The following is a 12614-nucleotide window of genomic DNA, read 5'->3' on the forward strand; positions in this document are numbered from 1 at the left end:
GACTGGCCTGTTCTCACATCTCTTCGCCTGTCATGCTTCCCGCCTCGCTTGAGGCTCAGAAAAGATACAGGCCCCAGCTGAATCTGTCAACACCCCACTCCAGAGACTCGCTTGAGACTCCTGTGCAAGTGGGAAGCGAGGAGCGGGAAGCGGCTGGCCCCGGCATCAGGAACACGTCCCGCGAACGCCAGAACCCATCGCCCCGACCCGCCTCTTCCCCACCCAGGGCCGGCCACCTCGCCCACATTCCACTCCCTGGGTTCTCCTCCCCCTGCCTGCTGGGTATCCTCCGTATACTGTTCTCTTGGTATACGAACCCGCCCCCCGCTCAACGGGCCGCGGCGGAAGGGAGGCACGTCCATGCAGGAACTACTGGAAAAACTGGCGTCGCTCCGGGAGTACCTTTGACATTCCCGGCAAAGCACGCAGACTGAACGAACTGGACCGCGAACTCAGCGATCCGGAACTGTGGAACAACGCAGGCCGCGCCCGCCAGGTCACGCAGGAGGCCGGGACGGTCCGCCGGATCGTCGAGGGCTACACCAGCCTGGAATCCGACGCGCAGGGCCTGAGCGAGATGCTGGAAATGGCGGACGCCGACGAGCGGGAAATGCTCGCCGAGGAACAGCAGAGCATCCAGAAGCGCGTGGACGACCTGTACCGCGAGACGCTGTTCACCATGAAGCACGCCGAGACGTCCGCCATCGTGCGCGTCAAGAGCGGCGCGGGCGGCACGGAAAGCATGGACTGGGCCGGAATGCTGACCCGCATGTTCATGCGCTGGGCCGAGCGGCGCGGTTACAAGGTCGACCTGATCGATCAGGTGGACGGCGAGCAGGCGGGCGTGATCAGCAGCGAGTTCATCATTCGCGGTGACAAGGCCTTCGGCATGATGCTGCCCGAGCATGGCGTTCACCGCCTGGTGCGCGTGTCGCCGTTCGACAGCAATAACCGCCGCCACACCTCGTTCGCGTCGGTGGACGTGGTGCCGGAAGTGCCGGAAGAAGAGATCAACATTCACATCCCGGACAGCGACCTGCGCCGCGACGTGTTCCGTTCGCAGGGTGCCGGCGGCCAGGGCGTGAACACGACCGACTCGGCCGTGCGCCTGACCCACCTGCCGACCGGTCTGGCCGTGGCGTCGCAGCAGACCCGTTCGCAGATCAAGAACCACGAGATCGCCCTGCAGATCCTCAAGCAGCGTCTGTACGACATCGAGGTCAAGAAACGCGAGGACGAGGAAGCCAAGGCGCGGGGCGAGCAGAAGAAGATCGAGTGGGGCTCGCAGATCCGCTCGTACGTGCTGGACAAGCAGTACATCAAGGACCACCGCACGGGCGTCATGAAGCACAACCCGGCCGACGTGCTCGACGGTGACCTCGACGACCTGATGTGGGCGGGCCTGGAATGGCTGGCCGGCAAGCGCGTCGCCGAGGAGAGCGGCGACGACGAGTAATACGGACTGCCGTTTGTTTCGTTGACAGATCGGAACACCACCGATCTGTCAACGCCACGTCCGGAACCCGCCCAGCTCCTCCTCTGCGGAGCAGCTCTCCGAGTCGCATCCGCTCGGATTGAACCGCTTTACAAGCCATTCAATCGGAGTCCGTATCATACGGACGGCCGTCCGCTTCGCCCTCCACCCGCAACGACACCGGGTTACCAGCGCCGCGCCCGGCCGTCCGCAGCGTCCGCCGGCTGACCCCGCCGACTGACCGCACCCCGATCCGCGGATCGGGGTGCCCCCTTTCTGGGGCGGTGGGGGGATGTCACGCGGACGGCCGGCCGAGGCGGTCCGGATTTCATACAACGTTCAGGCAGTTTTTATGTCAGCCTCAGATCAGCGCCGCGCGTTTACCCTGTAGACAGCGGAAGGCCGCGTCAAGCATGACGCGGCGCAGCCCGGTCCTCTTTTCCTGTGAGCCTCCCCCCCATGCCTGATCAGAACACCCTGTCCACCTACACCCTGCACCGTGTGATCGGTCGCGGGAACACGTCGCTCGTGCGGCTCGCCACCGACAGCCGGGGGCAGCAGGTCGCCGTGAAGATCCCGCACGCCGAGACGCTGGCCGTCCAGGACTCCGCGGAACTGTTCGGGAACGAGGTCCGCCTGACCCTGCAGTTCCGTCATCCTCACCTCGTGCAGGGCTTCGGCGGCACGCCTTTCGGGCCCCAGGCGTTCCTGGCCGTGCAGTTCTACCCGGGCGGCGCGCTCAGCGAGCAGCTGCAGCGGGACGGTACGCCGCTGTCCATGAACGGCGCGCTGCGGATCCTGGCGGACGTGGCGTCGGCCCTGTCGTACCTTCACCACCTGGGCGCGGTGCATCAGGACGTGAAAACGCAGAATGTGTACGTGAACAGCGAGGGCCGCGCCGCCCTGGGCGACCTGGGCAACACATACTTCATCGCGCAGGGCGGCAAGATCAGCGGCAGTCCGTACTACATGGCGCCGGAGATCTACCACGGTGAGAGCAGCAGCGCCGCCAGTGACGTGTACAGCCTGGGCATCCTGGCGTACGAGCTGCTGAGCGGCGAGCGTCCCTACCACGGCCACACGTACGAGGAACTGATGGTGGCGCACCTGACGCGCTTCCCGCCGCCGCTGGCGCACCTGAACCCGCAGGTGCCGCGCAACGTGGCCCGGCTGGCGGAACTGGCCCTGGCCAAACGCACGGGTGAACGCCCGAGTGCCGACGCGATGCGCCGCGCCCTGCTGACCGCGCTGGGTGAGACGCCCGCCGACGAGGTGTACGAGGCAGAGGCGCCCCTGCCGGAAGCGGCCGGCCGTCTGGTGGGCCGTCACGGGAGTGGTGTGGGCCGCGCCGCGCCGCCCGGACCGGCTTCCGTCCCGCCGGAACCGGTGCGCGAGGAGGGCGGGTCGCGCTGGAATCCCTTCCGCCGCCGCAAGTGACGGAACGCCGCGGCGGCCGGAAATGCAGTTGAGGGACTGTCCTTGTTGCTCCTGCCTGGAACGGAACCCCGCCTTCAGGGCAGGGGGCGGTGCATCTCGAAGCGTCCGGCCTGCTGAACGAATCCCAGGCGGCGGTTGACGGCCAGCATCGGCGCGTTCCGGGAGTGGTTGTTGGTGCGCATGGTCGTGAAGCCCTCGCGCCGCGCCCGTTCGATCACCTGGAGTTTCAGCGGCAGCGCCAGCCCGCGCCCGCGCGCCTGCGGGTGCAGGGCGGTCAGTTCGTTGTACGCGAACGGCAGGCTGCGAAAGCGGATCATGGCGGTGGTGCCCAGCCACCCGCCGTCCGGACCGACGGCCAGCACCAGCCAGTCCGGGCGGGGGTCGTGGTCCAGGCGCAGGATCCCGCGCATCTGGCCCAGCGGCCAGCGGGGGTGCCCGGCGAGGTCCGGGGTTTCGATCAGGCGGTCGGCCACGAAGTTCAGGTAGCGGTCCAGGGTGGCCTCGTCTGCACTGTGCAGGTCTGTGAAGGTCACGCCCTGCGCCTGCGCCGCCTGCCGCTGCGGCGCGAAGGCGGCGGGATCGAAGCGGGTCAGGTCCAGCTGCGAGGCGAAGCGGTGGGCGTGCACGGTGAATCCCCGGCGCGCGGCCCAGTCACGGTCGGCGGGGTCCGGGTCGGGCACGTCCGCGTGCAGCCCACGCGCTCCGGCGTGGCGCGCGGCCGTCAGCAGGTCCTGCCACAGCGCCCTGCCGTGGCCCCGGGTGCGGGCGTGCGGGTGGACCATCAGCTGGGCGTGCAGGAAGCCGGGCGGCGAGAAGGCCCAGGTCTGGAGCTGCGTGCCGCCCAGCACCTCACCGTCCGCAGAGACGAGCAGCTGCCGGCGCAGCAGGTCGGTGGCCGGGCGGCGGGCGTCGGCGGCCAGCAGGTCCTCGCCGCTTCCGGCGCGGCCCAGCGCCGCGAGTTGCAGGGCGGCGAAGGCGTCCGCGTCGGCCGGGGTGAAGGGGCGCAGGTGCGTCACGCGAGGGCCTTCACGAGCTGCCGGATGGCCCCCAGGTGGTAGGCGACGTGCGCGGCCGCGCCGCTCAGGCCGCCGGTCGCGTCGCCCGTGACGGGCTGGTCGCGCTGCGTGTTCACGAAGGCCACCAGTCCCTCGTAGGCGGCCCGGACGCGGGCGCGCAGGGCGTCCCATTCCAATGGCGTGACCTGTGCGGGCTGGAAGCTGCCCTGCCAGTCGAAGGGACCGCGTTCGCCCCCCTCCCAGCGCACCACGACCTCCATGTGAAACGCCGTGTGCCGAGCCTGTCCGGCCACGGTCGCGCCGTGAATGTCGCGGCTGGCCTGCGCGGCGCTCAGGGCGTCCAGGGTGGCCAGCAGGCCGTGGTTGCCCGTGCCGTCGGCGTTCGTGCCGTCCAGGAAGGCGGTGCCCTGGCCGGGCCGTCCGCCTTCCACGGCCTCGCGCAGGATGTCCAGAATGCCGTCCAGGGGGTGCTGCGGGGTGTCGGTCATGGCGTTCAGCGTACCGGTCCGGCCCCGGCCGGGGGATACGCCACCTGACCCCTGGAAACCCCGCGTGGACTCTGGTAGTGTGGTGAGTTGCGCTGCCCGGCGAGGCCTGACCCTGTCAGGAAACCCTGCCTGCGAGCGGCGACAAGGGAGGTGAATTATGAACCAGTACGACCTGAACCTGATCCTGAACCCCAACCTCAGCGCCGAGCAGGTGAGCATCGAGAAGGAATACATCGAGAACACCGTGAAGAACGCCGGGAGCGAGATCGCTGGCCTCGACGAGCTCGGCAACCGCCGCCTCGCCTACGCCGTGAACAAGGACCGCGAGGGCTACTACCTGATGTACACCATCAAGGGCAGCGGCAACCCGGAGAAGGACATCGCTTCCACGCTGCGTCTGCGTGACCACGTGCGCCGCGTCCTGGTGGTCAAGGACCGCCCGGAATGGAAGACCAAGAAGGCCTGATCCTTTTACGCCATTGACGTAACGGGATCGGCTTTGTTACAGTACGGTCAACCCGCAAGGGCCCCACGCCAGCAATCCACCAAGCCCCCAGTACGAACCCCAGGAACCCGACGTTCCGGGATTCAGCCAGCAGCAAAGGAGACCCAGTCATGGCCCGAGGCATGAACCACGTTTACCTGATCGGCGCACTCGCCCGCGACCCCGAACTGCGCTACACCCCCAACGGGACCGCCGTGTTCGAGGCCACCGTGGCCGGAGAAGACCACATCGTCGGCAACGACGGACGTGAACGCAAACTCCCCTGGTATCACCGCGTGTCCATTCTCGGCAAACCCGCCGAGTGGCAGGCCGAACGAAACCTGAAAGGCGGCGACGCCGTGATGGTCGAAGGCAGCCTGGAATACAGCCAGTGGGAAGCGCCCGAAGGCGGCAAACGCAGCATGGTGCGCGTCAAGTCGCTCCGCATGGAGCAGCTCGGCTACGCCCCGGAACTCGTGCAGGACGCCGGAGGCGGCGTACGCATGGGCAGCGGTATGAACGAAGTGATTCTCATCGGGAACGTCACCCGTGACCCCGAACTGCGCTACACCCCCGCCGGCGACGCCGTGCTCGGACTCGGCCTGGCCGTGAACGAGACCTGGAACGACCGTCAGGGACAGAAGCAGGAGAAAACCCACTGGATTGATGTCACGCTGTGGCGTGAACTGGCCGAGAGCATGAAAGAACTCCGCAAGGGGGACCCCGTGCTCGTGCAGGGAAGACTGGTCAACGAAGCGTGGACCGACCGCGACGGTAACAAACGCAACTCCACCAAAGTAGAGGCGACGCGAGTCGAAGCCCTGTCCCGAGGCGCAGGAACCGGTAACCCTGCAGCCACCCCCGCCGGACCTCGCACGCAGACCGCGAGCAGTGCGGCGCGCCCCCAGCAGAGCGGCTACGCTCCCAGCCGGGCGGCGAACACGGGGACCCGTTCGGGCGGCTTAGATATTGACCAAGGTCTCGACGATTTCCCACCGGAAGAAGAAGACCTGCCGTTCTGACCCCACCCCCGCAAGGGGCCTTTCCCGGGCGTGAGAACGCAGATTTAAGGACACCAACATGACCCAATCCAGCAACGCCGAGCGCAAACCGCGCGGCAAGGGACCCAAGCGTCCCCGCAAGCCGAAGGTCGATCCTTTCTCCATCGGAGAACTGGAGATCACCGATTACAAAGACGTGAAGATGCTGCGCCGTTTCGTCAGTGACACGGGCAAGATCCTCCCTCGCCGCCGCACGGGCCTCTCGGCCAAGCACCAGCGCCGCATTGCGCAGACGATCAAGATCGCCCGCCAGCTGGCCCTGCTGCCCTACACCGAGAAGCTCGTCCGGAAATAAGGAGAATACGCATGCAAGTGATTCTTCTTGAACCCGGCAAGCTCGGCAAGACCGGCGACATCGTGAACGTCAAGGACGGCTACGCCCGTAACTGGCTGATCCCCCAGGGCATCGTCGCCCCTGCCACCAGCAGCAACATGAAAAGCCTCGAAGCGCGCGTCCGTGCCCGCCAGAAGATCCTGGCCCAGGAAAAGGCCGCCGCTGAAGACCTCGCCAGCCGCCTGAACGGCGTCGCCGTTGAACTCAGCGTGCGCGCCGGCGAAGGCAAGATCTACGGCGCCGTGACCCACGCCGACGTGGCCGGCAGCCTGGACAAGCTGGGCTTCGACGTGGACAAGCGCAAGATCGACATGCCGAAGACCGTCAAGGAAATCGGCGAGTACGACATCGCCTACCGCGCCCACCCCGAAGTCACCATCCCCATGAAACTCGTGGTGCACGCCGCGAAGTAATCACACCCCGTGTGATTGGCCCCCGCCTTCCCGGCGGGGGTTCTTCATTCCAGGTGCCGCGTGCCAGCCGGCCCCTCCCCCGCTGGGTGGGCTTTGGAGCTACACTGCGGGTCGAACGTCCCTGTCCGGGTGGCGTTCGTTTTTCAACACCGAATCCGGGAAGCGGCCGTGACAGCAGCCGCGTCCCATGAAACAACCCGCAAAGGAGCTGAACGTGACAGTGATCTGGATCATTGTGGCGCTCCTGCTGGGTCTGGTCGGAGGATTCCTGGGAGGGCAGTCACGCGGCGCGCGTCAGCGGGCCGAGGTGGATGACCGGCTCCAGCGGGAGGCCCGCAGCGAGGCGGAACGCATCCGCACGCAGGCGGAAGCGGACGCGCAGCGCCTCAGGGAACAGGCCGACCAGGCCAGACAGGACGCCGGAAGAAGAACGCAGGAGGCCGCCGAGCGCGAGGCGCAGGCCGGCGTGCAGCTCGCGCAGCTCGAGGGGCAACGCGAACAGCTCGAGGGGCAGCGCGAGCAGATCGCGGCCCTGCGCGCCCAGGTTGAAGCCGAGCGCACCCAGGTGAAACAGGACGCCGCGCGGGAACGCGAGGCCCTGAGCAGTGACCGCCAGGAAACCCGCCGGGAGCGCGAGGAACTCAAACGCGAGATCGAACGCCTCAACCGCCGCGCCGAGCAGCTCGACGCGCGCGGTGAGAAACTCGACGCGCTCGAGGAACGCCTGGAGGACCGCAGCCGCACCCTGGCCGAACACGAGGCCGAGATCACGGCGCGGCTGCATCAGGCAGAACTGAAACTGTTCGAGGTGGCGAACCTGTCGCCCGAGGCGGCCCGCGAGGAGATCCTGGGTCGCCTGGACGCCGAACTGGAAGAGGAGAAGGCCATCCGCGTGAAGGCCATGCAGGAACGCGCGACCGCCGAGGCCCGCCGCACGGCGCGGCACGTGATCGCGCAGGCCATCCAGCGCAGCGCCTCCGAGACCAGCGCGGCACTGAGCGTGTCGGTGGTGCCCATCCCGAACGACGCCATGAAGGGCCGCCTGATCGGCCGTGAGGGCCGCAACATCCGCGCCTTCGAGGCCCTGACCGGCGTGGACCTGATCATCGACGACACGCCGGAAGCGGTGATCCTGTCGAGCTTCAACCCGGTGCGGCGCGAGGTCGCCCGGCACGTGCTGGACGCCCTGGTCGCCGACGGCCGCATCCACCCCACCCGCATCGAGGAGATGGTGCACAAGGCGCAGGAGGAGATGAAGGTCTTCATGCACGCCCAGGGGGAGGAAGCCGCCATCGAGGCCGGCGTGGTGGGCATCAAGCCGGGCCTGGTGCAGCTGCTGGGCCGCATGTACTTCCGCACCAGTTACGGGCAGAACGTCCTGAAGCACTCCATTCAGGTCGCGCACCTGACCGGCATCATGGCCGGTGAACTGGGCCTGGACGCCGGCCTGGCCCGCCGCGCCGGGCTGATGCACGACGTGGGCAAGAGCATCGACCGCGAGATTGACGGCACGCACGTGGACATCGGCATCAACCTCGCCAAGCGCTTCGGCGAGCCGCACGAGGTCATCGACGCCATCGCGCACCACCACGACCCGGAGAACGGCGAGACGCTGTACTCCGTGCTGGTCGCCGCCGCCGACGCCATCAGCGCCGCGAGGCCCGGCGCCCGGCGCGAGGAACTCGAATCGTACGTGCGCCGCCTGGAGCAACTCGAGCAGATCGCCGTGTCGTTCCCCGGCGTGCAGCAGGCCTACGCCATCCAGGCCGGGCGCGAGGTGCGCGTGATCGTGCAGCCCGAGAAGGTCACGGACGCCCAGGCGACCCTGCTGGCCCGCGAGATCGCCGGCCGGGTCGAGCAGGACATGGAGTACCCCGGGCAGGTGCAGGTCACCGTCGTGCGTGAAAGCCGCGCCGTGGAAGTCGCCCGCTAACGCAGCGCGGCGCGGAACAGGGGGTGGCGGCGGGCGGGCCACCTCCTTCCCTATTCATCCGTGCCTGTTTGTCGGTATCGAGACGCCCGTTCCAGACAGCATTTTCCGGCCGTCCCGCATGGGTTTGACCAGCGCCGCATACCGCGCTATCTTGAAGATATAACCGCCCGAGAGGCGGATTTTTTGTTTTTATCCCTGGACGCCACGCTGCGGCTATGCACCCCTGAATAGAAGCGACGTAAAAAACACTCTCCTGGACGCTGTTTCCGGGAGCGCCTGCATGGAGTTGACGCCCCCTGGATTCCGCGCTATTCTTTTCTTATCACCGTCCGAGAAGGGCGGGTTTTTTGTTTTACCGCTCTACACCAGCGTCCAGGGAGGGCTGCGCTTCCAGCCACGTGAGCGCCGCTTGCGCCGTGGCGAGTTCCAGCGCGGCCGGGCGGCCCGGCGCGGCCAGCGGGGTCAGGCGGGTCACGTCCGCGTGCACCTGCCGGCGCAGCAGCGCGTCCCCCTCCCGCAGCAGCAGCGGTCCGTAGCGCCGCGCCGCGTCACGCGGCAACCCCTCGTAGGCGGGGTCCGGCCCTTCGGCCCGCTCGAACCGCAGGACCGGGTAGGTCCAGTGCCCGCTGGCCAGCCGCTCGGCCCGCAGGTGATACCCCGCGCCCAGCGCCCAGTCCCGCAGTGACCGGGGATCATCGTTCGGCTGCACGGTCACCGCGTCGGGCCGCACCTGCCGGGCCGCGCCCCGCTCCAGGATGCCGCGCATGGTCAGCGCCCCCATCCCGGTCATGCTGACGCTGGGCACCTCGCCGGGCGCCAGCGGGTCCAGGCCGTTGCCATGCCGGACCTCGAGCTGCCCGCAGAGCCCCGCGAGCGCCACGTTCCGGCGGGCGTGTGCCAGCGGGCCGGGGTTCAGTTCCACGATCACGCCCCGCCGGATGTGACCGCGCCGCAGCAGCGCGACCGGCAGGTGCGCGTGGTCGCTGCCGATGTCCGCGTGGATGTCGGCGCGGATCAGGCGCAGCACGGCCTCCAGCCGGGCGTCCAGCGCGGGCAGCGTCACGGCTGACCGGACGGGCTGTCCGGCGCGTGGCTGCGGCTGTCGCCCTGACGGGTCAGGATGACCGAGTACGCGCCCACCGCGAGAATCACGGCGGCGATGGCCGCGCCGTACACCAGGATGTCCGACCCGCCCTTCCATTCCAGCGCCACACTGAAGAAGTTCACGGCGAGCGCCACGATCACGATCCCGATCAGTTTCTGCTTGAGGTCGTCGAAGGAGTCGATGTGCAGCCACGCCGGGACGTTCTGCAGGCGCCCCACGAACAGCGCCTGCAGCCCGAACGAGATGATCAGCAGGGCCATGCCGACCAGCAGCGTGTCGGCCTGCTCGACCGCCGATACGATCAGGGTCTTGGCGGTGTGCGCCTCGCCCAGTTCGCCCAGCGCGGCCCGGATCTTCACGTACGCCTGCGCGATGGCCGCGACGAACAGCGCCAGACTGAACGCGAAGGAACTCAGGACCCCCAGTTCCACGATCAGGCGCGTGAACCCGAACGCGCCCGCCAGCGTGCGGCGCCGCGTGGCGCTCAGGGGGGCCGGGGGGGAACGTTTCGCCATGCCGCCCAGCATAGCGGGCGCGCCCCACACGCCGGGCGTCAGAGCGGGATGAGGGTGTCACCCTTGCGGATCAGGCCGCCCCGGATCACGCGGGCGGTCAGGCCGCCGTGGCCGCGCACGGCGTTGTAGCCCCCCTCGCCCAGGGTCTCTTCCATGCGCGAGCAGGGGTGGCACTCGCCGGTGCCCTCCAGGATCACCTCACCGATCTGGAAGCGGGCGTCCTTGAGGGCCAGCAGGGGGATGCCGCTGATCACGAGGTTGCGCCGCAGCGCCTCCGGCGTGACCTCCGTGCGCCCGCACAGCGCCGCGATGACCGGCAGGTGCTCGGCCTGGATGAGGGTCACCTGCCGCCGCCCCGGCCCGCCCGGTACCGGCGGCGCGGGCGCACGCACCCCGGTCTCGCCCGCCTCGCCGGTCAGGGCGGTCAGGCGGGGCGGGGCCAGTTTCCCGTGATCCCCGATCAGTCCGACGAGCGGGTGCGCCTCGACCTGCGCCACCGGCAGCAGCGGGGCGCGGCGGGCGGGCCGCAGCCCGATCCACTCGACCCGCCCTGGCCGGGGGAAGGTGGCGCGCAGTTCATGGATGGTCTTCATGCCGGTCATGCTAGAGCGCCCGCCCGCGCGCCTGCTATGCTGGGAGGCGTGAGGCACCTGACCCGACGTGCGTATCTCCCCTGCCGCCAGCGGTAGGAGGGTCAGTGACAGTCTGAAATCCAACCCCGAGCGGCGCACCTGCGAGCAGCAAGTGCGCCGCTCCCTTCATGGAGTGACCTATGAGTGAAATCCGCTGGAACGTACCGATCGACGAGCAGATCGAGCTGCTCAGGCGCGGCGTGGTGGACCTGGTGTCCGAGGACGACCTGCGCCGCAAACTGCAGAAGGGCGCGCCGCTGCGCGTGAAGCTGGGCGCCGACCCGACCCGCCCGGACCTGCACCTGGGGCACGCCGTGATCCTGCGCAAGATGCGGCAGTTCCAGGACCTGGGCCACAAGGTGATCATGCTGATCGGGGACTTCACGGCCATGATCGGCGACCCCAGCGGCAAGAGCAAGACCCGCCCCCCGCTGACCCTGGAGCAGACCCGCGAGAACGCCAAGAGCTACCTGGAGCAGTGCCGCCTGATCCTGCGCCAGGAGCCCGAGGTGCTGGAAATCCGCTACAACGGCGAGTGGCTCGAACCCATGGGGTACGCCGACGTGATCCGCCTTGCCAGCCGCTACACGGTCGCGCGGATCATGGAACGCGACGACTTCCGCAGGCGCTTCGAGGGTGGCGTGCCCATCGCCGTCCACGAACTGCTGTACCCGCTCACGCAGGGCTACGACTCCGTGGCGCTGCAGGCGGACGTGGAACTGGGCGGCACCGATCAGCTGTTCAACAACCTGGTGGGCCGCGCCCTGCAACGCGATTACGGGCAGGAATCGCAGGTCGTCATGACCCTGCCGCTGCTGGTCGGCCTGGACGGCACCGAGAAGATGTCCAAGAGCCTGGACAACTACATCGGCCTGACCGACGAACCGCACGAGATGTTCGCCAAACTGATGAAGGTGCCCGACCCGCTGCTGGACAACTACTTCACGCTGCTGACCGACCTGCCCCGCCCCCGCATCGAGGAACTGCTGGCCGGTCACCCGGTCGCCGCGCACCGCGAACTGGCGCGCGAGGTCGTGGCGGCCCTGCACCCCGGCGCGGACCTGGACGCCGCCGAGGCCCGCTTCCGCTCGGTCGCCAAGGGCGGCATTCCCGAGAACATCCCGACCGTGACCGTCCCTGCGGCCGACCTGGACGACAGCGTGGATACCGGGCGGATCAGCATGGCGCGGCTGGTGGTGCTGGCGGGACTGGAGCCCAGCAACGGCGCGGCCCGCAAACTGATGCAGAACCGGGGCCTGAAACTGAACGGGGAGCCGTTCACGGACCCGCAGGGCACCCTGACCCGCGAGCAGCTCGCGGCAGAGGGCGGCGCGGTCATCCAGAAGGGCAAGGACAAGTTCGCGCGGCTGGTCCTGGGGTCCTGACCCACCCGGGGCCTTCACGGGGGCTTTACGTGGCTCTCAGGGCCGGCGGCTCCACCGGCCGGCAGGGCCGCCGGACCTGACCGGCCGGAAAAGTTATGCACAGGCCGCTGTGGACAAGCACCGTGGCCTGTGGACCGTGTGCAGCGGCAGGAAAACCCAACTGACCGCCAACACTTATCCACAGGGAAGGTGTGGAAAAACCCCGTCCCTGTGGATAAAAATCTGACCCGCCCATCACACGCCCCTGACACTCCACCGACCGGCGCTCCCCGCCCCACAGGCCGGACAGGTGCGCGTGACAGCCGACCGGGAGCCCGGACCTACACGGACGGCCGTC

Annotated in this window: 13 protein-coding genes; 8 read left to right on the plus strand and 5 right to left on the minus strand. The window is 68.5% G+C overall.

Translation table 11 applies throughout. The annotated features are described in order from the left end of the window. Nucleotides 1-360: 360 nt before the first annotated feature. A protein-coding gene (gene prfB / locus ABDZ66_RS07165) for a peptide chain release factor 2 (RefSeq protein ID WP_343757381.1) occupies nt 361-1456 on the plus strand; the annotation gives its coding sequence in 2 pieces (ribosomal slippage) (nt 361-405 and nt 407-1456; 1095 coding nt in all). 477 nt (nt 1457-1933) lie between these two features. Beyond that, the gene (locus ABDZ66_RS07170) at nt 1934-2911 is read left to right on the plus strand and encodes a serine/threonine-protein kinase (RefSeq protein WP_343757382.1); all 978 of its coding nucleotides are present in this window, start codon (nt 1934-1936) and stop codon (nt 2909-2911) included. A gap of 74 nt (nt 2912-2985) precedes the next feature. On the opposite strand, the gene ABDZ66_RS07175 is transcribed toward ABDZ66_RS07170, so the two are convergent. Beyond that, nucleotides 2986-3927, minus strand: a complete 942-nt coding sequence (locus tag ABDZ66_RS07175; protein WP_343757383.1) for a GNAT family N-acetyltransferase — start codon at nt 3925-3927, stop codon at nt 2986-2988. Beyond that, on the minus strand, nt 3924-4415 hold the full coding sequence (locus tag ABDZ66_RS07180; protein ID WP_343757384.1) for a DinB family protein: 492 nt from the start codon (nt 4413-4415) through the stop codon (nt 3924-3926). Before ABDZ66_RS07180 ends, ABDZ66_RS07175 begins: the two co-directional genes overlap by 4 nt. Before the next feature lie 157 nt (nt 4416-4572). Between ABDZ66_RS07180 and rpsF the strand changes: the two genes are divergently transcribed. The 5 genes from rpsF (at nt 4573) to rny (ending at nt 8640) form a co-directional block, all read left to right on the plus strand. Next, a complete protein-coding gene (rpsF, locus tag ABDZ66_RS07185; RefSeq protein ID WP_273990147.1) occupies nt 4573-4881 on the plus strand; it encodes a 30S ribosomal protein S6 in 309 nt (102 codons plus the stop codon). 149 nt (nt 4882-5030) lie between these two features. After that, nucleotides 5031-5921, plus strand: coding sequence for a single-stranded DNA-binding protein (locus ABDZ66_RS07190; RefSeq protein WP_343757385.1), 891 nt, complete (start codon nt 5031-5033; stop codon nt 5919-5921). A 58-nt stretch (nt 5922-5979) separates the two neighbouring features. Further along, nucleotides 5980-6255 (plus strand): 30S ribosomal protein S18, encoded by a 276-nt coding sequence (gene rpsR, locus ABDZ66_RS07195; protein WP_055362092.1) that lies wholly within the window; start codon nt 5980-5982, stop codon nt 6253-6255. 11 nt (nt 6256-6266) lie between these two features. Then, nucleotides 6267-6707, plus strand: a complete 441-nt coding sequence (rplI, locus tag ABDZ66_RS07200) for a 50S ribosomal protein L9 (protein ID WP_343757387.1) — start codon at nt 6267-6269, stop codon at nt 6705-6707. 187 nt (nt 6708-6894) lie between these two features. Next, nucleotides 6895-8640 (plus strand): ribonuclease Y, encoded by a 1746-nt coding sequence (gene rny / locus ABDZ66_RS07205; protein WP_425544413.1) that lies wholly within the window; start codon nt 6895-6897, stop codon nt 8638-8640. A gap of 352 nt (nt 8641-8992) precedes the next feature. Here rny and ABDZ66_RS07210 read toward each other — a convergent pair whose 3' ends face one another. The 3 genes from ABDZ66_RS07210 to ABDZ66_RS07220 are packed head-to-tail and all read right to left on the minus strand — an operon-like array spanning nt 8993 to nt 10853. Next, complete coding sequence (locus ABDZ66_RS07210) at nt 8993-9703, minus strand: tRNA (adenine(22)-N(1))-methyltransferase TrmK (protein WP_343757388.1); 711 nt, start codon at nt 9701-9703, stop codon at nt 8993-8995. Then, nucleotides 9700-10260, minus strand: coding sequence for a YqhA family protein (locus ABDZ66_RS07215; protein ID WP_343757389.1), 561 nt, complete (start codon nt 10258-10260; stop codon nt 9700-9702). The genes ABDZ66_RS07210 and ABDZ66_RS07215 overlap by 4 nt, the downstream gene beginning before the upstream one ends. A 38-nt stretch (nt 10261-10298) precedes the next feature. Continuing rightward, on the minus strand, nt 10299-10853 hold the full coding sequence (locus ABDZ66_RS07220; RefSeq protein ID WP_343757390.1) for an MOSC domain-containing protein: 555 nt from the start codon (nt 10851-10853) through the stop codon (nt 10299-10301). A 179-nt stretch (nt 10854-11032) separates the two neighbouring features. On the opposite strand from ABDZ66_RS07220, the gene tyrS reads away from it, so the two are divergent. Further along, nucleotides 11033-12277 carry a tyrosine--tRNA ligase gene (gene tyrS, locus ABDZ66_RS07225; RefSeq protein ID WP_343757391.1) on the plus strand — a complete coding sequence of 415 codons (1245 nt, stop codon included), beginning with the start codon at nt 11033-11035 and terminating at the stop codon, nt 12275-12277. The last annotated feature ends 337 nt before the right edge of the window (nt 12278-12614 follow it).

Source organism: Deinococcus depolymerans (assembly GCF_039522025.1).
GTDB classification, from domain to species: Bacteria; Deinococcota; Deinococci; order Deinococcales; family Deinococcaceae; genus Deinococcus; species Deinococcus depolymerans.